The organism is Nocardia sp. AB354 (assembly GCF_049538315.1).
GTDB classification, from domain to species: Bacteria; Actinomycetota; Actinomycetes; order Mycobacteriales; family Mycobacteriaceae; genus Nocardia; species Nocardia nova.
This window is the reverse complement of sequence record NZ_JBMVFU010000036.1, coordinates 1-24,419: the sequence shown is the minus strand read 5'-3', so window position 1 is coordinate 24,419 and position 24,419 is coordinate 1. Positions and strand designations below refer to the sequence as shown.

General features: G+C 66.0%; 19 protein-coding genes and 1 pseudogene. 8 read left to right on the top strand and 12 right to left on the bottom strand.

Annotated elements, in window-relative coordinates; genetic code table 11:
- The 3 genes from ACPCUW_RS32920 to ACPCUW_RS32910 are packed head-to-tail and all read right to left on the bottom strand — an operon-like array spanning window position 1 to window position 4,327.
- Window positions 1–750: an SDR family NAD(P)-dependent oxidoreductase gene (locus ACPCUW_RS32920; protein ID WP_423429199.1), complete on the bottom strand. Its 750-nt coding sequence runs from the start codon at window positions 748–750 to the stop codon at window positions 1–3.
- Entirely contained in the window at window positions 747–2,699 is a 1,953-nt protein-coding gene (locus ACPCUW_RS32915) for a flavin-containing monooxygenase (protein ID WP_423429197.1), read from the bottom strand. The genes ACPCUW_RS32920 and ACPCUW_RS32915 overlap by 4 nt, the downstream gene beginning before the upstream one ends.
- A gap of 47 nt (window positions 2,700–2,746) precedes the next feature.
- Window positions 2,747–4,327, bottom strand: a complete 1,581-nt coding sequence (locus tag ACPCUW_RS32910) for an AMP-binding protein (protein WP_423429195.1) — start codon at window positions 4,325–4,327, stop codon at window positions 2,747–2,749.
- 218 nt (window positions 4,328–4,545) lie between these two features.
- On the opposite strand from ACPCUW_RS32910, the gene ACPCUW_RS32905 reads away from it, so the two are divergent.
- The gene (locus tag ACPCUW_RS32905) at window positions 4,546–5,235 is read left to right on the top strand and encodes a GntR family transcriptional regulator (protein WP_195050168.1); all 690 of its coding nucleotides are present in this window, start codon (window positions 4,546–4,548) and stop codon (window positions 5,233–5,235) included.
- Window positions 5,236–5,360: 125 nt separating this feature from the next.
- Window positions 5,361–5,789 (top strand): ester cyclase, encoded by a 429-nt coding sequence (locus ACPCUW_RS32900; protein ID WP_423429194.1) that lies wholly within the window; start codon window positions 5,361–5,363, stop codon window positions 5,787–5,789.
- Window positions 5,790–5,903: 114 nt separating this feature from the next.
- Here ACPCUW_RS32900 and ACPCUW_RS32895 read toward each other — a convergent pair whose 3' ends face one another.
- Window positions 5,904–7,097 carry an acyl-CoA dehydrogenase family protein gene (locus ACPCUW_RS32895; protein ID WP_423429192.1) on the bottom strand — a complete coding sequence of 398 codons (1,194 nt, stop codon included), beginning with the start codon at window positions 7,095–7,097 and terminating at the stop codon, window positions 5,904–5,906.
- Window positions 7,098–7,313: 216 nt separating this feature from the next.
- On the opposite strand from ACPCUW_RS32895, the gene ACPCUW_RS32890 reads away from it, so the two are divergent.
- Together ACPCUW_RS32890 and ACPCUW_RS32885 are read left to right on the top strand one after the other, a co-directional pair.
- Entirely contained in the window at window positions 7,314–8,525 is a 1,212-nt protein-coding gene (locus ACPCUW_RS32890) for an acetyl-CoA C-acetyltransferase (protein WP_423429191.1), read from the top strand.
- 183 nt (window positions 8,526–8,708) lie between these two features.
- On the top strand, window positions 8,709–11,975 hold the full coding sequence (locus tag ACPCUW_RS32885; RefSeq protein WP_423429190.1) for a protein kinase domain-containing protein: 3,267 nt from the start codon (window positions 8,709–8,711) through the stop codon (window positions 11,973–11,975).
- Between the two features lie 78 nt (window positions 11,976–12,053).
- Here ACPCUW_RS32885 and ACPCUW_RS32880 read toward each other — a convergent pair whose 3' ends face one another.
- On the bottom strand, window positions 12,054–12,989 hold the full coding sequence (locus ACPCUW_RS32880) for an alpha/beta hydrolase (protein WP_423429188.1): 936 nt from the start codon (window positions 12,987–12,989) through the stop codon (window positions 12,054–12,056).
- Window positions 12,990–13,415: 426 nt separating this feature from the next.
- Between ACPCUW_RS32880 and ACPCUW_RS32875 the strand changes: the two genes are divergently transcribed.
- Window positions 13,416–14,738: an MFS transporter gene (locus ACPCUW_RS32875; protein ID WP_423429186.1), complete on the top strand. Its 1,323-nt coding sequence runs from the start codon at window positions 13,416–13,418 to the stop codon at window positions 14,736–14,738.
- A 287-nt stretch (window positions 14,739–15,025) separates the two neighbouring features.
- Here ACPCUW_RS32875 and ACPCUW_RS32870 read toward each other — a convergent pair whose 3' ends face one another.
- The 3 genes from ACPCUW_RS32870 to ACPCUW_RS32860 all read right to left on the bottom strand — a co-directional run bounded on the left by ACPCUW_RS32870 (window position 15,026) and on the right by ACPCUW_RS32860 (window position 17,004).
- Window positions 15,026–15,202, bottom strand: coding sequence for a hypothetical protein (locus tag ACPCUW_RS32870; RefSeq protein WP_423429185.1), 177 nt, complete (start codon window positions 15,200–15,202; stop codon window positions 15,026–15,028).
- Window positions 15,203–15,215: 13 nt separating this feature from the next.
- Window positions 15,216–15,470 carry a hypothetical protein gene (locus tag ACPCUW_RS32865; RefSeq protein WP_423429183.1) on the bottom strand — a complete coding sequence of 85 codons (255 nt, stop codon included), beginning with the start codon at window positions 15,468–15,470 and terminating at the stop codon, window positions 15,216–15,218.
- A 340-nt stretch (window positions 15,471–15,810) separates the two neighbouring features.
- Window positions 15,811–17,004, bottom strand: a complete 1,194-nt coding sequence (locus ACPCUW_RS32860; RefSeq protein ID WP_423429182.1) for a lactonase family protein — start codon at window positions 17,002–17,004, stop codon at window positions 15,811–15,813.
- 350 nt (window positions 17,005–17,354) lie between these two features.
- On the opposite strand from ACPCUW_RS32860, the pseudogene ACPCUW_RS32855 reads away from it, so the two are divergent.
- Window positions 17,355–17,636: pseudogene (locus ACPCUW_RS32855) on the top strand (Tn3 family transposase); the annotation flags it as partial.
- 552 nt (window positions 17,637–18,188) lie between these two features.
- Here the strand turns inward: ACPCUW_RS32855 and ACPCUW_RS32850 are convergent.
- From ACPCUW_RS32850 to ACPCUW_RS32840, 3 genes are all read right to left on the bottom strand, one after another.
- Window positions 18,189–18,980, bottom strand: coding sequence for an SDR family NAD(P)-dependent oxidoreductase (locus ACPCUW_RS32850; RefSeq protein WP_423429180.1), 792 nt, complete (start codon window positions 18,978–18,980; stop codon window positions 18,189–18,191).
- Between the two features lie 73 nt (window positions 18,981–19,053).
- A complete protein-coding gene (locus tag ACPCUW_RS32845) occupies window positions 19,054–19,503 on the bottom strand; it encodes a MaoC family dehydratase (protein ID WP_064907982.1) in 450 nt (149 codons plus the stop codon).
- A 260-nt stretch (window positions 19,504–19,763) separates the two neighbouring features.
- Complete coding sequence (locus ACPCUW_RS32840) at window positions 19,764–19,970, bottom strand: hypothetical protein (RefSeq protein ID WP_423429178.1); 207 nt, start codon at window positions 19,968–19,970, stop codon at window positions 19,764–19,766.
- 498 nt (window positions 19,971–20,468) lie between these two features.
- On the opposite strand from ACPCUW_RS32840, the gene ACPCUW_RS32835 reads away from it, so the two are divergent.
- Both ACPCUW_RS32835 and ACPCUW_RS32830 read left to right on the top strand, forming a co-directional pair.
- Complete coding sequence (locus ACPCUW_RS32835) at window positions 20,469–21,275, top strand: SDR family NAD(P)-dependent oxidoreductase (RefSeq protein ID WP_423429176.1); 807 nt, start codon at window positions 20,469–20,471, stop codon at window positions 21,273–21,275.
- A 98-nt stretch (window positions 21,276–21,373) separates the two neighbouring features.
- Window positions 21,374–23,266, top strand: coding sequence for a nitrate- and nitrite sensing domain-containing protein (locus ACPCUW_RS32830; protein ID WP_423429174.1), 1,893 nt, complete (start codon window positions 21,374–21,376; stop codon window positions 23,264–23,266).
- A gap of 453 nt (window positions 23,267–23,719) precedes the next feature.
- On the opposite strand, the gene ACPCUW_RS32825 is transcribed toward ACPCUW_RS32830, so the two are convergent.
- Window positions 23,720–24,271: a flavin reductase family protein gene (locus tag ACPCUW_RS32825; protein ID WP_195075982.1), complete on the bottom strand. Its 552-nt coding sequence runs from the start codon at window positions 24,269–24,271 to the stop codon at window positions 23,720–23,722.
- Between the last annotated feature and the right edge of the window lie 148 nt (window positions 24,272–24,419).

Below are 24,419 nucleotides of genomic sequence, written 5' to 3'. Positions count from 1 at the left end.
TCAGGCCCCGACCTTCACGGTCTGTCCGGTCACATTGCGGCTCTGTGTGCTCGCGAGGAACATGATCACGTCAGCGACCTCGTCCGGTTCCCCGTCGCGCTCGAACAGCCGCTTCGAACGGTAGGCGTCGACATATTCCGGAGCCACTCCGGCCGTCAGGCGTTCGTTCCAGATCAATCCGGGCACAACGGCATTCGCGCGAATACCGAATGCCGCGCCCTCGACGGCCAGGGCCTTGGTAAGCCCGAGAACGCCTGCCTTCGCGGAGGCGTAGGCCACCTCGCCGAACGGCGCGGGAGATTCCGACGCCAGCGAGGAGACGTTGACTATCGCCGGCGCCGCCGATCTCCGAAGCAACGGCCATGCGGCGCGGGCATGCAGGAAATGGGATGTGAGCGACGTGTGCAGTACCGTCTCCCAGCTTTCGAGAGTGGTTTCGGGAAACGGCGAAAGCTGGTTCAGTCCGACGTTGTTGATCAACACATCGAGCCGCCCGTGCCGGTCGGCGACGCTCGCGAACACTTCCTCGACCTCGGCCTCGGCGGCGGCATCGACAACCCTCGACGTCAGGCGATCGCCAGGGTATTCCTCGACGAGTTGTGCGGCGAGCTTGTCCAGACGTTTGGCACTGCGATCGGTGATGACGACCGTGGCGCCCTCGGCCAGTAGCCGACGAGCGACCGCGGAGCCGATTCCGGCGCCCGCGGCGGCGTTCACCAGTGCGATGCTGTGGTCGAATCGGTTCGTCACCGTAGGGCCTCGGCGGATTGGTCGGTGCGCACGCCGAGCCGGTAGTCCGACAGGTCGGCGTCCTTGGTCATATGCCACCAGTCCACGACCCGCCATGGATTGGCCACCACGACGCGGCCGCGGGCGTTGCGGTAATAGGTGGAGAAGCCGGGATGGCTCCAGATCATCCGCTCATGGGCGGCGTCGACATCGTCGTTGTACTTGTCGTTGACCTCGGGGCGGCATTCGGCGACCGTCGCGCCGGCGTCGAACATTTTGGCCAGCAGGCTGGTCACATAGCGCATCTGGCATTCGAGATAGAAGATCAAGCTGCCCCCGTGCCCGGCCTGGGTATTGGGACCGTACAGTGCGAACAGGTTCGGGAAATCCGGGACGGTGGTGCCGAGGTACGCGCGCGCGTCGTCGTCACCCCATACCTCGCGAAGTGTGCGCCCTGACCGGCCGGTCACTTCGAACGAGGACAGGAAGTTCACGACGTCGAATCCGGTGGCGAACACGATGACATCGAGTTCGACCTCTCGTCCGGACGCGAGTCGGATTCCCTTCTCGGTGATCTCGGTGATCGAGTCGGTGACCAGCTCGACATCGTCGCGCCGCAGCGTCCGGTACCAGCCGTTGTCGAGCAGGATGCGTTTCCCGAACGGGGGGTAGGTCGGAGTGGCCTTCTCGATCAGGTGGGGCCGTCCCTCGAGCTGGGCTTCGAGGTATCGGGTGAAGAACCGGCGGTGACCGTCGTTGATCGCGTTGATCGAGCGCTCCTGGTGCGGCCACCGCGGATCCTTGTGGAAGGACTCGTAGAGAGTGTCGTTGAGCACCCACGCCAGCCGCTGCCGATACCAGGACCGGTACAGCGGCACCTCCCGCAACAGGAATCGGACCGACTCGGGCACCTCGGTGCGGAACTTCTCGAACGGCGCTACCCAGTGCGCGGAGCGTTGGAACACCGTCAGCGCGTCGACGGATTCCGCGATGGCGGGCACGACCTGCATCGCGCTGGCGCCGTTGCCGATCACGCCGACACGCTTGCCCGCCAGATCAGCATCCTCCGGCCACGTCGCCGTGTGACACCACATTCCTCGAAAGCGGTCCAGCCCAAGGATTTCCGGGAGTTTCGGCTTTCCGAACGCGCCGACTCCGCTGACCACGATGTTCGCGCGAAGTGCGTCGCGCGCGCCGTCGGGCCCGGCGGTCTCGACGGTCCAGAGCCCTTCGTCCTCGTCCCATCGCGCCGCGGTCACTTCGGTGGAGAATCTGATCGAGCCCTCGATTCCCCACTCGGCGGCGACATTCTCGAGGTAGTCGTGGATCTCGTCCCGGTCGGCGTAATAGTGCGGCCAATCGGCCTCGACGGTGGAGAACGAATACAGATAGCTCGGCACGTCGACGCCGCACCCGGGGTAGCGGTTGTTCCACCATGTACCACCCACGCGCTCACCGCGTTCCACGACAGTGCAGTCGATGCCGATCTCGCGCAGGTTATGCGCCGCGAGCAAGCCCGAGATGCCTGCGCCGATCACGACGGCCGAGAAGCCGGGCGGCGGCGCGGGCACATCACGAGCCCGGGTCACCCTGCCACGAGCCGCATTCAGATCATCGGCGATCATGGGTCCGTACTCCGCCGGCACCTGCTCGCCGATCGAGACCGACAGCATGTGTGTCAGCAATGTCTCGTCCGGTTCCGGGATCGCCACCGGCTGCCCGTTGTGCCATCGGGAGATGGCGGCCGCGGCCGCCGCGCGGATCTCATCCTGGATCGGCGCGGGAAGACCACCGGAGTCGTTCTCGTCCAGGCCGCGGCCCCGGGTGGGCCGGTAGGGGTCCGCCAACCAGCGCCGCTCGCCGGTCAGTTGCACCAAGACCATGAGCAGGGTCGGAATATTCGCATCGCGAACCGCATCCCGGACGACCGAGTCGTAGCCTCGGGTGGTCGCGCCAAGGTCACACGTCATGAAAACTCTTTCCGTGGAGATGAATTCGATATCGGCTCGACGGGCGGCTATCCGTTCACCAACCGGTCCCGCCCCACCCAGAATCGCTTCCGCACCTCGCGCCGCATGATCTTTCCCGTACCGGTTTTGGGCAATTCGTCCACGAATTCGACGGAACGGGGCCGCTTATAGGCCGCGATGGAATCCAAACAGGCGGCCTCGATCTGTTCCGCGCTGACCTGGTATCCCTCCCGGACGGCGATCACCGCGTGCACCGTTTCGCCCCATCGCTCATCCGGAATTCCGACGACAGCGACCTCGGCCACTCCGGTGAGTGTGTAGATCGCATTCTCGACTTCCGTCGGATACACATTGAATCCGCCGGAGACGATCATGTCCTTCTTGCGGTCGACGACGTACAGGAACCCGTCGTCCATGCGCCCGATATCGCCGGTGGCGATCCAGCCGTCCGCCAGAATCGTCGCAGCCGTTTCCTCGGGCAGATTCCAATAGCCCGCCATCGCGGCGTCGCCACGTACCTGGATTTCCCCCGCCTCGCCCGGGGCGGCGACTCGATCCTCCGATGCCATCACTCGCATGTCCACGAACGGGCTCACCCGCCCCGCCGCCGCCAGCCGCTCCGGAACCCCCGCGGCCGGATCGAACACATGGTCCTGCTTGGAAAGCCACGTGTTATAGGGCATCTCGGTGAGACCGTACGATTGGACGAATACCGGGCCGAATGCCTCGAGGGCTCGCACCAGCCGGTCCGGTGCCATCGGCGCCCCGCCGTAGAGCACGGTGTGCACACTCGAGAAGTCGTAGGAACCGCCCTCCAGCACCGGCAACAGCATGTTGATCATGGTGGGAACCAATGGCAGGACCGTCGCGCGCTGCGCGGTGACGACGTCGACGAACTCGGCCGGATCGAAGTGGCTCAGCGCGATCTGCCGTGCGCCCCGTAGGAAGTAGGCCATCATCGCGTACCCGCTCAGATGAGTCAGCGGGGCGACGTGCACGAGCACATCCGAGGCCCCGGCGCCCGGTACCTCCACCAAAATGTTGCGCAGAATCGCCAGAAGGCTGCGGTGGGTGTGCATGACCCCCTTCGGCCTGCCGCTGGTTCCCGACGTGTAGGGCATCCAGACCAGGTCGTCCGGCCGGATCTCGACATCGTCCGCTTCGACCTCGGCGTACAGCGAGTCGAGGGGCACGACATCGTCGGCCGACGTGTCGTCCAGGCTCACGATCACGCCTTCGAAGGGCGCGAGCGCGGTGGCCGCATCGGCTACCCGCTCGGCGTCGACGATGACGATCCGCGCGGCGGCGTCGCGCACGATCCCTGCCACCTCACCGGGATGCAGCCGATAACTGAGCGCGACCCGCACGAACCCGCCGATCGCCAGCGCATGATCGATGACGAAACACTCCGGACGATTCTCCGTAAGGACGACAACACGGTCCCCCTTGACGGCGCCGAGTGATCGCAGGCCGGAAATCAGCCGGCGTGCCCGCGAGCCGAGTTCGCGATAGGTCAGAGTCGCACCCGATGGCTCGACGACCGCCGGCAGATCCGCGTAATCGAGATAGCCGCGCCGCAGCACCGACGCGACGGTCGGGCCCCTCTCGGGCTGCACGATGTCGTTCACGCTCAGGTCCCCTCTCGGCGAGAATAATATTTAGTATACAGAATTCTGAGGGCAGTAGGTACGCCGTCCTCGGCACCGCTGTGTGGAGGAGCGAGCGCGAGCAGAATCGGATACCGTAGCCGATATACTTGATCTTCTGACTCGGCGTATCCGGGCCGAGTTACTACGACCCGGTCGGCCGACACGATGAAGACGCAGCGCGGAGGTACTCCGGTCACATGACAGACAACGACGCCGCTTCACCGCGGGCAGTCACTCTTCCCGCAAGCCTGAAACAGGTTGCCATGGATGAGATTCGGCGTCGAATCTTCACCCGCGAGTTGAAGGCCGGCGCGAAGGTCGATCCCGAAGCCCTCGGCTCGGAACTCGGCATGAGCAAGATCCCGGTCCGCGAAGCCCTGTCCGCCCTCGTCGGGGAAGGCATCATCGAACTGATACCCCGTCGCGGAGCGTTCGTGGCTCCGATGTCCAAGCGCGACATCGAAGATCACTACTGGATGCTCGCGGTCGTATCCGGCCGTGCGGCGGAACGAGCTGCCGAAACCCTGTCCGAATCGGCACTGACCGAGCTCGAGAAGCTCGCGGACCTGATGGAACGCGCTGCCACCGAATCCGAACGTGACCAGGCGGCGTTCCGCTTCCACAGCCTGATCAACCACGCCGCGCAGTCCCCACGGATGAATACCGTCCTGCGCATGCTGGGCACCCCACTCCCCCTGGGACTCTACGAATCCCACTCCCGCCTGGCCGCCGACGCGGATGCCGAACATCGAGAAGTGCTCGCCGCCTTACGATCCCGCAAGCCGGCGGCAGCGCGAAAAGCGATGGAACGCCATTTTCTTGAGGGTGCCAAGGCATCGATCGCCGCGCTGGAGGCCCAAGGATTCTGGGACGAGCCCGCGACGTAACCGATCGCGACGCCGGACTGCGCGGCGGGCGAGTGTCCAATTTCTCGGACACCTCCCGCCGAATGCTCGAAATATGGTCGACGGTACCCGGATTCGGGCCGACCACTTTCGATACGGAGGCATATATGAGCGACTTGCTGGGCGGCTTCATCGAAGCGCACTACCAGGGATTGAACACCGGTGACGTGGAGCTCGCGGCGAGCCCGTTCGCCGACGACGTGGCGTGCGAATTCCCTTCCGGCCCACTGTCGGGCATCGGCGAACTGCGTGGCATGATCCAGACTTTCATCACCGCGTTCCCGGATCTGAAGATCGAGGTGCGCAACATCTGGCACGACGGTGACGGCGCTGTCGCCGAGGTGAACTTCTCGGGAACGCACACCGGGCCGCTGGCCACGCCGCAGGGAGAAGTACCGCCGACGGGCCGCGCAGTCCGGTTCCCGCTCATCGACACCTTCGCCATGCGGGGCGGCAAGGTCTTCGAGCACCGCGGCTATTGGGACAACGCCGCATTCCTGACCCAGCTTGGACTGCTGCCCGCCGCCGTGGCGTGACAACGCGAGCGAAAGACCAAGGCGCCGAATGACATCAACGGCGCCCGGCGACGCCGGGGCGCATCGGTCGCGCTCCGGCGCCCGGGCGTCGGCCCCGCCTAGGGTGACGCCCAGTCAGCGTTCGGCGTAGTTCTCCAATAGACGTCTCCCGATGATCATGCGCTGGATATCGGCGGTACCTTCGCCGATGAGCAGCATCGGGGCCTCTCGGTAGAGGCGCTCGATCTCGTATTCTTTGGCGAAGCCGTATCCGCCGTGAATACGGAAGGCATCCTCCACGACGTCTCGGCAGTATTCGGAGGCAAGGTATTTCGCCATCCCGGCTTCCAGATCGTTGCGGTTGCCCGCATCCTTGACACGCGCCGCGCGCACCACCATCTGATGCGCCGCCTCGACCTTCGTGCCCATCTCGGCGATACGGAACAGCACGGCCTGATGCTGGGCGATCGGCTTGCCGAAGGTGTGCCGCTGCTGGGCATACGAGACGCCGAGTTCGAAGGCGCGATTGGCGACACCGACCGCACGAGCGGCGACGTTGACGCGCCCGACCTCGACGCCGTCCATCATCTGATAGAAACCGCGTCCCGGTGTCCCACCGAGGATTTCGGAGGCGCCGATGCGGAAGCCGTCGAAGATCAACTCGGTGGTGTCGACGCCCTTGTACCCCATCTTCTCGATCTTGCCCGGGATCTGCAGGCCGGGCGCGACCTCGCCGAAGCCGGGGGTCTTCTCGATCAGGAACGCGGTCAGATTCCGGTGCGGCTTGTCCGCGCCTTCCGGGGTGCGGACCAGGACGGCGACGAGGCTCGAGGTACCGCCGTTGGTCAGCCACATCTTCTGGCCGTTGATCACACAGGTATCGCCGTCGGGAACAGCGGTGGTGGTGATCGCGCTGACGTCGGAGCCCAGCCCCGGCTCCGACATCGAGAACGCGCCGGTCAGCTCACCCGTGGCCAGCCGCGGCAGATAGTTCGCCTTCTGCGCCTCGGTGCCGTGGTGCAGCAGCAGATAGGCGACGATGAAGTGGGTATTGATGATCCCGGACACGCTCATCCAGCCGCGCGAGAGCTCTTCCACCACCAGCGCGTAGGTCAGCAGCGACTCCCCCAGTCCACCGAACTCCTCCGGGATCGTCAGCCCGAAGATGCCCATCTCCTTCATCCGATCGACGATCAGCGTCGGGTACTCGTCGGCGTGTTCGAGCCCGGTCGCCACCGGCAGTATCTGCTCGTCGACGAACTCCCGTACGGTCCGGAGGATGTCGCGTTGGACATCGGTGAGATCGGCGGTGTTGCAGAGCTGGCTCATGAGAATCCTTCCGGGGCCGTCGATTCACTACTTCGGCCATTCGAACCGGGGTGGCAATTCTGTGCATCATATATTATCTCCTACTATTCGAGGACACACTTCCAGGAATGCTCGACAAGGAGGGCCGAACCATGAGGCCGCATCGCCCACCATTGTGCGTCTCCGCGCGGTTCGCACACCGTCACCACGCGGTGGCTTCCACGGCGGGCGGTCGCTGTGCGTGACGCCGTCATCTGTGAGCCGCTGCGCACGCCGGTCGGGCGGTACGGGGGCATGTTCGCCGACGTTCCCGCTGCCGATCTCGCCGCGACCGTTGTCACGGCCCTCGTCGAGCGCACCGGGATCACCGGATCCGATATCGATGACGTGCTGTTCGGGCAGTGCTACCCCAACGGCGAGGCGCCCGCGATCGGCCGTGTCGCCGCCCTCGATGCCCGACTCGACGTGCGCGTTCCGGGGCTGCAACTGGACCGCCGCTGCGGTTCCGGTCTGCAGGCCGTGATCGACGCCGCCATGCGAATTCAGACCGGTGTCTGCGATCTGGTCCTCGCCGGTGGCGCCGAGAGCATGAGCCAGGCCGAGCACTATGCCCTCGGGCTGCGTTTCGGCCTGCGCGGCAACGACACTCGGCTCGCCGACCGCATCAACCGCGGCCGCATCACTGCGGGCGGCCGCTTCCACCCCGTCCCCGGCGGGATGCTCGAAACCGCCGAGAATCTGCGCGCCGAGTATTCGATCACTCGGGAGGCCCAGGACGAACTGGCCCTGAACTCTCATCGGCGCGCGGTCGCGGCCCACGAGAACGGCACATTCACCGACGAGATCGTCCCGGTCACCGTCACCACCCGCAAGGGCGAGCTCACCCACGCCCGCGACGAGCATCCGCGCGGCGATATCTCGACGGAGACGCTCGCGGCGCTGAAACCGGTGCGGCACAAGGTGGATCCGCAGTCGACCGTCACCGCCGGCAACGCCAGCGGCCAGAACGACGGCGCCGCCGTCTGCATCGTCACCACCCGCGACAAGGCCGCCGCACTCGGCCTGCGCCCGCTGGCGCGGCTGGTCACCTGGGCGGTCGTCGGCGTCGAGCCCGCGCGGATGGGTATCGGCCCCGTGCCGTCCACCGACCTCGCGTTGCAGCGCGCCGGGCTCACCCTCGCCGACATCGACCTCATCGAACTCAACGAGGCATTCGCCGCCCAGGTCCTGGCCTGCACCACCGCCTGGAAACTCGCGCCCTCGGACTTCGACCGGATCAACGTCAACGGCTCCGGCATCTCGCTCGGCCACCCCGTCGGCGCGACCGGCGTCCGCATCCTCACCACCATGCTCCGCGAACTCGACCGCCGCGCCGCCCGCTACGCCGTCGAGACCATGTGCATCGGTGGAGGCCAAGGCCTCGCCGCCGTCTTCGAACGCGAACCCTGAAACACCAGCTCGCCCCAACATGCCGGATTCATTCGGTCCGGGGACGCAGACACGTGTGTCCCGCCCCGCAGAGCAATTGCCGGTAACCGCATCGACACGGTGATCTTCGGCGATACGCTGGCTTCGGTGCCGGGTAGGCGCGTGCCGCCCAGCGCCGGAAACGCCTGGGCATGCACATGACGAATGACTGACGAGGACCCGCAGCAGACGCGTCGTGAGGTGGTTGCGCCTCTCGCGGCGGAACTGGCGGCCGCCGGTTTCGAGGATGCCGTCGAGATCGCGCGCGGCGGCTTCGGCGTGGTGTATCGATGCCGGCAGGAAGCACTGGACCGAACGGTCGCGGTGAAAGTTTCGGCCACGGAATTGGACCCGGACAACCGGGCCCGGTTCGTTCGCGAGCAGCAGGCAATGGGCCGGCTGACCGGGCATCCGAACATCGTGACCATCCTCGAGGCCGGTTGCACCACGAGCGGGCGCCCCTACCTGGTGATGCCGTACCACCCGGCCGATTCACTCGATCGCCTGCTCCGCGAGCACGGCCCGATTTCCTTGCAGAAGGCGCTCTCGATCGGGGTGAAGATCGCCGGGGCACTGGAGAGCGCCCATCACCTCGACATCGTGCACCGCGATGTGAAGCCCGGAAACATCCTGCTCACCGACTACGGTGAGCCGGCGTTGACCGACTTCGGGATCGCCCACATCGCCGGCGGCTTCCGGACCGCCGCGGGTACGTTGACCGGATCGCCGGCCTTCACCGCACCCGAGGTGCTCGAAGGCGCGACACCGAGCCCCGCTTCGGATGTCTACGGATTGGGCGCCACCCTGTTCAGCGCGCTCACCGGCCATGCGGCATTCGAACGCCGGCGGGGAGAGAACATGGTGACGCAGTTCCTGCGCATCACCACCGAACCGGTACCCGAGCTGCGGCGCGACGGCATACCCGAGGACGTGGCCGTCCTCGTGACGACGGCGATGTGCCGCGACCCCGGCGACCGTCCCTCGGCGGCCGCCTTCGGCGAGTCCATCCGCCGGATCCAGCAGCGCCTCGGATTCCCGGTCGACGATATGGCACTGCGGGGCGAGCCGGGCCCCGATGTGCGGGAGACCGGAGTTCCGACCCCGGCACCGCATGCGGGCAGCGGCAGGGGACGCGGGAACCTGCCGGCGGAGTTGACGAGTTTCATCAACCGTCGCAACGAACTGTCGGAAATACGGAACCTTCTGACGTCCTCCCGGCTGGTCACGCTGACCGGCATCGGTGGTGTTGGAAAAACGCGGCTGGCGCTGCGCGCCGCCGCGGCCCGAAGCCAGGACTTCGCCGACGGAACGTGGTTCGTGGAACTCGCCGACGTCACCACCCTCTCGCTTCTGACCAGCGTGGTCGCGGCTACTCTCGGCATCCGGGACGAACCGGACGCATCGTTGCTCGAGGTGCTGATCAAGCGTCTCAGCACCACGACAGCGCTGCTGATCCTGGACAACTGCGAACAGCTGGTGGAGGCTGCGGCAAAACTGTCCGATAACGTCCTGCGGAACTGTCCTGATCTGCGCATTCTGGTGACGAGTCGGGAACCCCTGAACATCGCCGGCGAGTCGGTGGTCCGGGTGGCCCCGCTGAGCACACCCGGCGACGAGGAACCCGCCCCTCAGCGACGCCGCTTCGACGCGATGACATTGTTCAGCGAGCGCGCCGCCGCTGCCGTGCCGGGCTTCCAGCTCGACCACACGAACCAGGCCGCCGTCGCCCAGATCTGTGCCCGGCTCGACGGCTTGCCGCTCGCGATCGAACTCGCCGCGGCCCGGCTGCGTTCGATGTCCGCCCAGCAGATCGTGCAACACCTCGACGACCGCTACGCACTTCTCACCCACGGAAGTCGCGCCGCACCGACGCGGCAACAGACGCTGCGATGGTGCGTCGACTGGAGCTATGACATCTGCACTCCGACCGAACAGCGGCTCTGGGCCCGGCTCGCCGTCTTCGCCGGCACCTTCGAACTCGACGCCGCCGAACAGGTGGCGGGCCGGGACCTGACACCGCACAGCGCACTCGATGTGCTTTCCGCTCTGGTGGACAAGTCGATTCTGATCCGAGAAGAAGTCGATTCCGTCGTGCGCTTCCGGATGCTCGAAACGCTGCGCGAGTACGGCCGGCAGCGGTTGCACGAGTCGGGTGAGTATCACGAACTGCGTCGGCGACACCGCGACTGGTACCAGCAGTTGGTCCTGGACGCCGAGGCCGGCTGGCTCAGCCACCGGCAGCCCGAATGGATAGCCCGCATCGACCGGGAGCAATCCAATCTTCGTGACGCACTGGATGCCATGCTCGGCGACGAGACCTCCGAAGCGGCCGACGCAGCACTGCGCACCACGGCCGCATTGTACGAATTCTGGTTCTTCCGTGGACAATACGGCGAAGGAAGGCTCTGGCTCGAGCGTGCCATCGCCCGCACCGATGCCCGGTCGATTCCTGATCGCGCCAAGGCACTCCGGGCCGATATCCAGCTCGCTGCCGCACACGGCGACTTTGCTGCCGCGCAGACCTCTTTGCAGATGGCCCGTCTTCTCGGTGAACAGGACGCGCGCCCCAGCGTCCGGGCACAGATCGATCACGCCGTCGGCATACTCGCCCTGATTCGCGGCGACCTCACTCGCGCGTGCACATCACTCACGAATGCGGTCGAGGTACTTCCCTCACCGAAGCCGTCCGTGATGTACGTCAATGCCATGGCCTACCTCGCATGGGCATACGAAATGCGCGGGGACATGGCGCAGACCGCCGCCTGGTGCCGGAAGCTGCTGTCGGTCACCGAAACATCCGGCGAGTTGTCCTATCGCTGCGGGGCGCTTCGCGGATTGGGGGTGGCCGCCTGGCAGCACGGCGACGCATCGCGCGCGGAGCGACTGATTCACGCCGCGCTGCAACTCAACCGCACCTTGAACAGCCCCGTAGCGGCCGCATTCTGCCTCGAGTCGATGGCATGGATCGTGGCCGACGCCGATCCCGAACGCGCCGCGGTGCTGCTCGGTGCGGTCGATGACATCTGGCAGGTCGTGAGCAGGGCCGCGACGATCTATCCGACGATCGCGCCCTTCCACCAGGAATGCGAGCAGGTGGCGCGCCGCGCTCTGGGGGTACGGAAATTCGATTCGGCATTCCGGCGCGGCCGATCATTAGGTATGGACGGCGCGGTCGCCGTCGCACTCGGACAGGCACACACCGGCGCCGCCTCTCGCTCGCCCGCCACGTTGACCAAGCGTGAGCGGCAGGTCGCCGATCTGGTCGCACAGGGACTGAGCAACAAGCAAATAGCCGCCCGGCTCGTCATCTCCCAACGCACTGCCGAAGGCCACGTCGAACATATCCTCACCAAGCTCGCGTTCACCTCACGCGCGCAGATCGCGGCCTGGGTCACCGACGACACCCAGCAGGGAACGCCGGACGAGGCGTGAACGCTCACCGTGGCGGTCGACGACGAAAGCGCGTGGGCCACCGGTGTTTCCGGTGGCCCACGTCGTGGTGTCGAGCGGTCAGCTCAGGTGCTTGCGGTAGAACGGCACCAGGTTCTCCAGTGCGACACCGGTCGGGCCGGGCTTGTCGTACAGGTCGTAGTGGGATGCGCCTTCGACGACGACGAGCTGCTTGTCCTTCGACGCCGCACGGCCGTAGAGCTCCATGCTCAGGCGGTTGGAGGCGAAGGCGCCGACCTTGTCGCCGATCACGACGCACAGCGGCTGCGTCAGGAAGATTTCCACGCGGTCGTAGGCGTCCCAATCCGCCAGCGCCGCTTGGCGAGCGAAGTTGAAGCTGGTCTTCCCGCCGGGGGCCTGGCCGCGGTCGGTCTTGTAGTACTCGGTGGCCTCGACGACGTCGATATCGGTGATACCGGCCTGCTTCGCCGCCTCGACCGACGGAGGCAGCAGATCGTTGATCACCTGGTCCTGGCCGCGAGCTTCCGCGGTGCGCTGCGCGGCGACGGCCTCGAGCATGCCCATCGGGTTGTACTCGGAGAAGCCCTCGCGCATGAGCCGGCCGACGTTGCTGCCGACGACGGTGCCGAGCGCCTTGATCCGGCGGTCGATCTTGGTGGCCGCCACGGAGTAGCCCGCGCCGCCACAGATCCCGAGCACACCGATCTTATCGGCGTCGACGTAGGGCAGGGTCACCAGATGGTCGATCACGAAACTGAAGTCGCTGGTCCGGAACCCGGGATCCTCGACCGAGCGCGGATCACCGCCGCTGTCGCCCTGGAAACTCGCGTCGAAGGCCGCGACCACGAAGCCGGCCTCGGCCAGCGCTTTACCGTAGACATTTCCGGAGGTCTGCGCCTTGCAACTGCCGGTCGGGTGGCCGGAGACGATCGCGGGATATACCTTCGACTCGTCGAAGTTCGGCGGGTAGTAGATGTCGGTCGCGATGTCCCAGGCCCAGCCCTTGACCGCCACGGTCTCGATGTTGTCTGCCATGATGTTCCGTCCTGTTCGCTGGCTACTCTTCGGCTATAAGCCCAAGGTATGGCCGTTTCGGCAGCAGCGGCAGGCCGAGACGCTGCCTAGGAACGATCCTTCCCAGCCAACGTGAGAGGTCCCTGCGGTTCCGGAGGAGTCGCCCTCGGGGAGGGCCACGAGTGCGCGCCGCATGGATTGCGCGGAACTGTCGATCGTGCACCGTGCGCTTCCGGCGAGCGCGGCTGTCCCGTACCGAGCTCTGACGAACTCTTGTCTATAGAAAATATTAAACATAATATCGTGTGACGCCGATCGCAGTCGCCGTGCTCCGGACTCCGTCACGACCGTGCCGCCACCTCCGTGCACCGCTCTGCGATCCGGCGAACCCCACTCGGTGGTCGAGATCCGGCGCGCCGACGACACCGATGGAATCGGAGAACCAGCGTGGACCGAACCCCGAACCGCCGACGGCGCAGCGGCCTGACCGTCGCCGTACTGTGCTTTCTGACGATCGTGGCCGACGGCTACGACATGGTCGTATACGGAGCGGCACTTCCGAAAATCCTGAAAGAACCCGACTGGCACCTGTCCCACAGCGCGGCGGGCCTGATCGGAACCTGGACACTCGGCGGTCTGATGGTCGGCTTCCTCACCGCGGGCCCCCTCGCCGATCGGATCGGTCGGCGCCGCATCATGCTCGTCGGAGTCGTGTGGATCGCGGCCGGATCGCTGGTTTCCGCCACCGCGCTCAATGTCGGGATGTTCGGGGCCGCAAGGTTTCTCACCGGTATCGGAATCGGAAGTATCGTGCCGTCTGCCGTGGCACTGACGCTCGAGTACGCGCCGAAACATCGCCGGCAACTGTACAACGGCGCGATGCTGACCGGATTCTCGTTCGGCGGCATCCTCGCCTCGCTAGCGGCGATCTGGCTACTGCCCCATTACGACTGGCGCATCCTTTTCGGCCTGGGCACCGTCTTCGTTGTGCTTATCCCGGTGATGTGGTTCCGCCTCCCTGAATCCGCCGGTTTCCTCGCGATGCGGGGGCGCGAAGCCGAAGCCCGCGAGCTCGCGGAAGCGTTCGGCCTCGACTACCACGCGCTCGACACCCAGGCGGACAGTCCTGCCGAACACGGAGCCGGCGCGGTGGGCATTCGCCGTCTACTCGAACGCCCGCTACTGGCACCGCTCGTCGTCTTCATCATGATCTGCGTATGCGTGAACGTCGTCGTCTATGGCCTCAACACGTGGGCCCCCGCACTCATGCGTGAGCAGGGTTACGCACTCGGCTCGTCGCTGACGTTCATGCTCGCACTGCAATCCGGCGGCGTTGTCGGTGCCGTGATCGGCGCCTACCTCGCCGATCGCGTCGGATGCGCCCGCGTCGTTATGGTCATGTTCGGCGTCGGCGCCCTATCCCTGCTGCTCCTCAACAACAAGATGGACACGGGATGGGTTCTGCTGGCAACCCTCGGCGCGGGAATCGGCGGCACTGGAACGAACTCGATCATCTACGGATTCGTCGCCAACTACTTCCCCGTGGAGAATCGCGGCTCCGCTGTGGGTGTGGTCCTGGGCCTCGGCCGCATCGGCGCGATGGCCGGACCCGCACTGGCAGGCTGGATCCTCGACGCGGGCCTCGGAGCGCACTGGTGCTTCTATGCCTTCGCTGCCCCCGCCGTGATCGGCGTAGCACTCGTAGCCCTGCTCCCCTGGCTCACGACGCAACGGCACATCACCGACGGCCCCGCTTTCGCAACCCCGTAGCACCTCGTCCTATCCGTTGCAGCCGAGGAACTTTCGCGGCGACGATTGGGACCGCTCGGCAGACCCGGCAGTGAACCTGAACCGATCAGTCGGCATGATCCCTGTGGTCGGCCGTGATGGACCGAGACCGTCACCGCATCCAACACGAACTCGGGCCCGAGTTCGCCACCGCCGCTTTCGTCACAACCCCCACGCCTTCAGTACGCACTGGAGCCGGTGACAGCCAACCGAAGGATTCGTCGCGGGCCGGCAACGGCACAACCGCGCGAGCGGGCCGGTGGCCGGACCTATTTCAGGTGGGAGTCGAACCAGTCGAGCATGACGTCGGGATGTTCGCCGAAGTAGTTGTAGCCGCGGAATCGCTGGTCGATGCCCTCGATCCAGTGCAGTTTCTTGTCGGTGACGCCGAGGTTGTCGTGGATCGCCTGCACGTCGGAGGGGAAGGTGAGGGTGTCGTCGCGCACCTGCGTGGAGGATTCACGCCCCGAGGAACAGCCGTTCGTTCGGCAAGCGCGGCAACGACAGACGACCCTCGAGGACGTCCAGAACCAGTTCGATGGCGTACCAGGGCCTCCGCCGCCAATCCCGGATCAGATTGCTTGCCGCTTCGGCGGCCGCCGCGTAGTCGAATGCCGTGCCCCCCAGCCAGATTCGCAGATGGACATCGTCGCCCAGCGCCCCCACCCCGTTCCGTGTGGCCGTCTCACCCTCGGCAGCAGCATGTGTCCACATCGAGCATTTCCCTTCGTGGGTCGCAGTTGCTGTCGAAGGCCGAAGGCAAGGTGTTCGCCGGGCGACACCTGTGAGCGTGGCGGCCGGGGCGGGTACACAATCCACGGTATGCGCGGGTCCGCTCGCGTGCCTGGGAGAATTTCTTCCCCCTCGGCTCCGTGATCGTCTACCGGAGCTCGCGCGTCGAGGCGAACACAGCCCGTGGACTGGTGTCGGCGACTGCGTGCGAACCAGGTTGGCGATGTGCCGCAACGCGTTGCAACAGTTGATGTCCCGCAGTCGGCCACGGTGTGGGTGGTGGCCCACATCGGGGTGGTTCCGGGCTTCTCGAGTTGCTCGCTCAGACTGCGGGGACCAGCGTCAGCGTCCGGCCGTCCGCGACCGTGGTACCGGTGTAGCGGGCCGCGGAATCGTCGCGAACCAGAGTCCCGTCGTCGCCGATGGCGAAGCGGCGCAGCACCTCCTCACCGGCTCGCACGGGATCGGTGCCCAGTACCCACAGCGCTTTCCCGCTCGGCGACATCACCGATGATTCGGAATTGACGCCGGGTTCGGGCGCGAAGTCGACGTCCGGCAGTCGGTGCAGGGTCCCGTCGGGTTGGATCGCGTAAGAGCTGATGAACGACGATCCCATGTTGGGAACGTACAGGTAGCGGCCGTCGGGAGTGGTGCTCGCGATGTGCGGCAGCAGGCCCGCCGGGTACGGCGATCCGGCGACCTCGCTCAGCGTCCCGTCCTCGGCGCGGTTGAATGCCTGCACGGTGGCGCTGAGCTCGTTGGTGATGAACAGATGCCGACCGTCGGCAGTGATGGCCGGATAGAGCGGGTTGATGCCGCCTGCCAGGCGCTGCTTCGCCTTGGACAAGGTGCCGTCTGCGCGGATGTCGAAGACCACCAGCTGGCGGCCGGTGACGCTGGCCACATACAGGTTGCGACCGTCGGGTGAGACCGCGGCCGAGCCCAGACCATCGATCGCGCCGCCCACCGGGACGGGGGAACCGTTGCGCACCGCGACGCCGTCCTTGCCGATCCGGATCGGCACGATCGCCGCGTTCATCGCGCCCACCGTGACGAATCCATCGCGACCGTTGGGCGCGAACACGATATCGACCGGAGTGTCGGGCAGCGGCATCGTCGCGAGCGGCGACTGGCCCCCGTCCGGGCCGATAGTGTACGAGATAAGCCGCGGATCGGTAGTGGGCGCGGCGTAGAAGAACCGGCCGTCGGGCGACGGCGCCTGCGCCCAGTTCGGCATGCCGGTCGCGGCCCGCCCCGGGATCGGGATCGGCTGCCCGGTGTCGGAAGCGCTGAATCCGACGATCCCGTCGCTCATGAAGCCATGGGCGTAGATGTGGTAACCGGCATCCGAGGCCGCCGGTGCCGCCACCGCGGGCTGGGCCGCCGCGGCGAAGCCGAGAACTACGGTGGCCGCGATCGCCATCCCCCAGCCGGTACGCCCGGTCCTGACGGTTCCCGTGTTCGCACCCACCACGCGCATCCCCTCATGACCTGTCACCGTTGAATCAGTTGTCATGGTGCGCAGCCTATGACCGGTATACGGCACCGGCTGTCCAGTGAATTGGACAGTCGCGCCGCGATCGTGAACGCCTCGGAGGCCGCCGCCGGTGTGCCCCGGCAACTGTCACCTCCCACGCGGCCACGGCCACCTGTAGTTGCCCGAGATGGGTTCTCTTCGTCAGCTCCTACGCCCACGCCCGCCCCGGCCGCTACAGCACTGGCCACACCACACACTGGGCACGTCTGCGCGGACTGTGTGATCCGCAACGACAAACTCGTTGCCCTGCCCGATCCCACACCCGGCCTTCAGCGCTACAACCACGGAAGACTCCGGCGCCGCTGGGTGTTCTCGGAGGTGATGTCCGGGCAGGGTCGCTGGAGTTCCGGCACGCCACCGCCTCCCTGCTGGTCGGCCAGCCATCCGCCTCCGGGCAGCAGAACACCCTGCCACCGCACTCGAGGGGTACGGGGCGGGGCGGCGCCCCATCTACGCTGCCTGCTACTTGACGGATCCGGACTATGGCGCATGATCTCCCGCCAGCTCGACCGAACCGAGCAAGCCCGGTGCCCGACCCGACCCGGCAACCAGCCGCCGTAATCGCTTGCACCACTAGGTATTACGGTCTCACCGTCAATGAGAGAGCTCGGATTGCCACCTATTTGCAGGGCTGAAAAATTCGTCGGCGTGTCGCCACGCGACACGCCGACGATTCATCCTCGACTCGATCGACTCTCGATCAACCACAACACAGATCTTGCAACCCAAAAAAACTGGTCTGACCTATTGGTATCACTGGGGCGGCGTTGTACCCGACTGGCGCGGAATTGAAGCCGACCGGCCAGGCCCGCCACCAACTTACCCCGTAGGGGTATTAGCGCCGTCCCGTCATTCTCCCGTAGCTCATTGGGATGCGATGAGAACCTACAGGTCAGGATGGGAATCGCTTCACCCGGCATTTCTGGTCGATTGCGCCCAAAAACCGCCTCTCACCAGGGTTTTCTTCGAAACTCGCCGAGCATGAAACTGATTATCGGGCGTAGTTTGTAGATTGCCTGGTGAGAGGCGGTTTACGGAGTCAGGATGCGGCGGCGCTCCCGTCTTCCTCCCGTCTCTCACCGGAATCGCCGTCGGAATGTCGGCTGCCCGCGGGGGTTACCGCTATTCGTATGGATGAAGATCGTCGATCACGGGTACTGGGCTCAGAGCACGGTCTTCATCTGTCGGGAAATCAGATCCGTCGTCCAGCGCGGCGAAAGCCGTACCAGCCTGTCCAGGAGGTTGGCGTCCCGGCCGACCACGACGCGGAACTTCCCCTTCTCCATGCCGCCGACGATGCGCCGGGCGGTGTGCTCGGGAGTCGTGGCCGGCACTTTACGGTTACCCGGGTCGATCATCGCGACTCCCGAATTACGGCTGAGGTCGGTGCTGATGTTGCCCGGGAAGACGGTGGTGACAGCGACGTCCGTGTCGGCGAGCTCTTGGCACAGCCCTTCGCTGAATTGTTTGACCGCACCCTTCGTTGCGCTGTAAATCGTCTGCCCCGCGAAGGGCAGCAGGCCTGCCAAACTCGCCACGTTGACGAGTCCGGCCTGAGGCCGCTGCCGCAGCTCGGGGAGAAACGCCAGGCACATGTTCACCGTGCCCCAGAAATTGACCTGTACGACGCGCTCGATCTCGCCGCGTTCCAGGGCGGAGACCGGAACGAACCGGTGGATCACACCCGCGACGTTGATCAGCCCGTCGACCTGCCCGTGCTCGGCGATGACAGCCGCCGGCAGCGCGTTCACCGCCGCCACGTCGGTGACATCGACGATGTGTACTGAGATCCGATCGGCGTAGTCCGCGGCGAGCGCTCGGGTCTGCTGTAGCCAGTCACCGTTCAGATCGACCAGAGCGACCCTGGCGCCGCGTTCGAGCAGCCGCAGTACGACCTGCCGCCCGATCCCGTTGCCCGCCCCGGTGACCGCAACGACTTTTCCACCTAGCCGCATACATCCTCACTTCTTGCCGAATCCTTTTCGCCGGTCTCGCAGCTGCCGCGGTCGTCGGTTGTGCAACGCGCCGTCATTCGATCCAGCGGCTCAGTTTGTCGACTACACATGCCGGCTTTGCTGATCCTTCGATTTCCACAGTCACTCGGATAGTGGCCTGCACCCCTCCTGGCACGTCGGTGCACGCCAGGATTTCGCCGCTACCACGCACGCGCGACCCCGCCGGCACCGGAGCCGGGAACCGGACGCGGTCGGCACCGTAGTTCACCCCCATGGAGACGTTCCGAACGTTGATCAGTTGCGGCAGAAAGAGATTGCACAGCGCCAGCGTGAGATATCCATGCGCGATCGTCGACCCGAACGGTGAGCTCTTCGCGCGTTCGACGTCGACATGAATCCACTGGTGATCGCCCGTCACTTCGGCGAAGCCGTCGATCCGTTGCTGGTCGATCAGGACCCAATTCGTAGGCCCGAGCACAGCGCCGACTGCACCACGCAGACCTTCCAGGCCGTCGACCACCAACGGTCCCGCATCCGGATTTTCCGGTGCCGTTGCGGGGGCGGAAATCTTCTGAACGATACTCGTCGGCAATCTCCTTCGTTCATAACACGTTCAGGCACAGCGAGATCCAGCCCGCAAGTCTCTCGGCTGGCGCAGCAGTTGCGCGAGCGGAGTCCGACTCCGTCCGGTGTGAGTGTCAGGCGAGAAGAGCGGACTCTCGGCAACGCCAATCCGGAAGGTCGGCAGCAGCGCAGTTTCGGCGGCATCCGGCGGTTATGCGATCACGGCTGGGAGGCGGGGACGTCGAGCGGCGCTTCGGCCGGATACTCGTGGGGCGACATCGCATAGATTTCGGTGAGCAGCGCGATGAATGCCGGGTCGGTGATCGGGTCCGTCGGTTCGCTGCAGGCGATCCCACGGGTACGCAGATCGGCAAACAGCATGTCGAAAACGGTCTCCATGGGGTGCTGCTGTGTCGACGTGCCCATCGGAGTTCCTTCCATCTGTCGCTGCGCATCGCCCGGCGCGGCAGGGCGAATCACATGTCGGGCCCGCAAGGTGTCCGCGCGGCCTTCGGCCGGCTCCACTGCGCTTCTCTCGGACAGGGTGCGGCGTTTCGCGACCTCCCGAATCTGTTCGCCCGGCGGACGTTACCGGCGTGATACGAAGGCGCTGAGCGAATTTCCCGCTCAGCGGAAGAGTGGTCACCATTATCGACCTGCAAGTCCTCCGGGGCAGGAAGTCATACGCCTACGACCGGGACGACGACCCTCTCCGCAGCTCAACGCTTTCGATCGCTTACAGCATCGGCAATACCGAGTACACCGGCCGGACCATCCCGCCTTCGCTGCGACGATACGCACAATCACCGACTGGATCGCGGCGCATCGCAACCAGTATCCCGGCCAGTGAAATCACCCTATTGAACAATCGCTGCGCCTGAGCATGCTGAGCGCATCGGTGACGAACAAAGGAGTACCACCACAATGACTACGCTGCAGCGCTACGCCGACCGCCGAGTCCTGGTGACGGGGGCCGGATCGGGAATCGGACAGGCGACGGTTCTGCGCATCCTGTCCGAGGGCGGCCGGGTCGCGGCCGCGGACATCAGCGCCGACGGCCTGAAGGATACGCACGCCAAAGCGGGCGACGACGCAGAGCGCCTGACCACCGTCGTCATGGACATCGGTGCCGAGGAATCGGTGAAAACCGGTGTAGCCGAAGCGGTCCGGGAGCTCGGCGGCCTCGACGCGCTGGTGAACGCGGCAGGGATTCTGCGCTCGGCACACTTCGAGCAGACCACCGTGGCCGACTTCGAACAGGTGATCCGAATCAATCTCATCGGCACCTTCCTGGTGATCCGGGAAACTCTGCCGGCGCTGCGCGAGGGTACCGGTCCGGCGGTAGTGAACTTCAGCTCCACCTCGGCGCAGTTCGCTCATCCATATATGTCGGCCTACGCGGCCTCGAAGGGCGGTGTCCAGGCGATGACCCACGCACTGGCCATGGAGTTCAGCAAGCAGGGCATCCGCTTCAATTCCGTTCAGCCGGGCTCGATCTCGTCGGGTATGACCGATGGCACCGGCGAAGCCAAGCAGAGCGTGGGCCCTGGCCTACCCGCCGACGCCGACTTCGCCCTGTTCGGCAAGACCGCGCCGATGCTGCCGCTTCCCGACGGCGCCATTTTCGCCCAGCCGGACGCGGTGGCCGCGGTGGTCGCGATGCTCGCCTCCGCCGACGCATACTTCGTCACCGGCGCCGAACTCCGCATCGACGGCGGCTCACACATGTGACAGGCGGTCGGAACCAATTCCGGAAGCGATTTCGAAAATACTTCCGCTCAACGGGATTCCGGCTCCGGGAGCCGACGTGGCCACCTTAGCGTTCGGCCGTGTTCAGGCCCCGGATCGGCATCCGCACCCGCGTCGTCGCGGTGGCGGCCATTCCCTGCATGTCGTTGTTGCTCGTCGCCGTAGGCGCCGCAGGTCACTTCCTGCAAACCGGCCAGCACGCCCGTGATTGGGCGGCCCAGAACCGTCGCGCACTCGAGCCGGTGGTCACCATGGTCGAAGCGATGCAACAGGAACGGCAGCTGACCATGGTGGCCGCCCAGCGGGCACAGCCGGTCCCGACTCTTGCATCGGCACGCGCGCACGTCGACCACGCGCTTGCCGACCTCACTCCTATGGGCGAGGCGCTGGCCGCTATCGATCCCACCGGATTCCGCGACGTCCTCGGCAACTCCGTGACGGTACTCGCGAAGCTGCCCGCCACCCGCTCGGGCATCGATGCCGGCACGCTGAACGCCGACGATGCCTACGATTACTACAATCGAGCAGTCGAGGTCATCACCACCGGATCGGCCGTCGCGGCGCAGCGCGCGCCCGATTCGGCCACCGCGCGGGAATTGAGTACCGGGCTGTCCATGTTTCGCGCGGTAGAGGCGATGTCCCGGGCTCATGCGCTGGCCGCAGCGGCCACCCCCCGCGGATTCACCGCCGAACAGCTGCCCCGTTTCACCCGTGAGGTCGGCTACTACCGGATCGCGCTGGACCACTTGGCAGCGCAGCTTTCCGGTCCGCAGCGAGATCGGCTGCGCGCGTTGTCCGACAGCAGCGACTGGCGCGCGACCATCGCCGCCGAAGATGCGCTGATCGCTGCCGCGCCCGGAGCCGGCATCGTCGGCGACGCCGCATCGGAAGCAGCCGCGCACGCAACATCCGGACTACTCGAACTCTGGCGCGCGCAGAATGCCGCCGCCGGGGCGTCGGCGCAAGCGGCCGGTGACCGGATCTCGCACCGCTCGATGCTCGCCGCTTTCGTGGCGGTTGCCATCGCGGTGATCGCGGTCGCGGCCGCGCTCGTCGCCGCGGACCGGCTGGCTCGCCGGCTGGTGCGCCTGCGCACCGACACCACCGACCTGGCCGAGCGACGCCTGCCCGCCATCATGAGCCGTTTACGCCGTGGAGAGCAGGTGCAGATCGACAATGAAGTCGTCCGACTCGATCCGGGCGCCGACGAGATCGGGGATGTGGCCGCCGCCTTCAACCAGGCACAGTTCGCGGCGATATCGGCTGCCGCTTCGGAGGCTGCGACCCGTAACGGCGTCCGGGCTGTCTTCGTCAACATCGCCCATCGGAGCCAGCTCGTGGTTCACCGGCAACTCGAGGTGCTCGACCAGGCAGAACGTGACGCCGATGATCCGAACTATCTGCAGACCCTGTTCGCACTGGACCACCTGGCGACCCGCGCCAGACGCAATGCCGAAAACCTGATCATCCTCGGTGGGGAACGCCCCGCCCGGCGCTGGCGCAATCCGGTGTCGCTGTTCGACATCGTGCGCAGCGCTGCGGCCGAAACCACCGACTACCAGCGCGTGGACATCACCCGACTGCCCGATGTGCGAATCGCCGGCCATGTGGTCGCCGACGTCGTTCACCTGCTGGCGGAACTGATGGACAACGCCACCGCGTTCTCCCCGCCACAGTCACGGGTGCGCGTCGACGGCCGCGTGATCGGCGGCGATGTGCGCTTGGTGGTGTGCGACCAAGGGCTCGGCATGGAGCCCGCAGAATTGGGGCGGCGCAACGAGCTTCTCTCGGCGGCACCGGATTTCGGCATCGCCGCACTGACCGGCGATTTCCGCCTAGGCCTGTTCGTGGTGGCCGCACTCGCCGGACAGCACGGACTGTCGGTGCGGCTGACCGAATCCGAGTACGGCGGTATCAGCGCGGGCGTATCCATCCCCGCGACGCTGTTGTCCTCGTCCGGGGCCATCGAGTAGGCGAAGCGCTCCGGATTCCTAGGCCAGCACCGCATTCGTTCCGGTCATCAGCCGGCCCTCGGCGGGCCCCGACCATCCGCAGGGCAGATCGCAAGTGGCGACGACTCGGCTGTCCATGCTGCCGTCGCAGGTTCCGGGTCACGACGATTGCCCCTCGGGTGCCGCTCACCGCGATCGGCATCGTGTCCATTGACGGTTCACCCTCATCCATCGAGTGCCGCCCCTCGACCTGGGCACCGTGCGCACCAGCCGCGCGGCGGGCCGACAGGTGTTGTGCCACACCGCGATCCAATAGTTCGATCATCTGCCCAACCGGGTCACGGCGGTATACACATCCGGCGGGGGCGTAACCGTCGTGCCAACCGGCCATCCAGAGCACCGCACCGCGACGGTCCAGTTCGGCGGAGGTCGTCGACCGCGAATCCGAGGTGATGGATACCTGAACCCGATGCCTCACCCCCACCGCCAGGTGTCCAGTGGCATCCATGTGCTGGACCGTGGATCGGGTTCGGGGGCCAGCTGTTTGAATGCGGAGCGATGAAACAGCAGCGGAGGGCCCGCATGCTGCACGTCCGCTTCGATCACCCGCCCGATCACGATGGTGTGATCACCCCCGTCGACCTCACGCTCCAGCGCGCAGGTCAGTGACGCGATCGCTCCCTCCAGCCTGGGGGCGCCGTTCGCCGCGGGATGCCAGGTGATTCCGGCGAATTTGTCGGCGCCGCTCATCGCGAACTGCCGGCACAACCCTTGCTGATCGGCAGCGAGGATGTTCACACAGAACTGTCCGGATTCCCGAATATGTGGCCAGGTCGAGGAGGTGCGGGCCGGGCAGAAACAGATCAGCGGCGGATCCAGGGACAGTGACGAAAACGACTGGCAAGTAAATCCGACGGGTTCGCCGGCGGAGATCGCTGTGATCACGGTGACCCCGCTGCAGAAATGGCCCAGCACCGCCTTGTAGTCCGAGGCCGCGAGTCCGCCGTTGTCCGATGCGCGGGCCATTACTGCTGCTCCTGTCCGGTGTCGCCCGGTACGACCCGGGCGCCGGGCATCGAGAATCGGTGGGCGTGTGCGGCACCTCGGCCGCGGCCCGCTCCGGTGATGAGCACAACCTTGTCTTGTAGTCCCAGCCACTGTTCGGTCGTGTCGT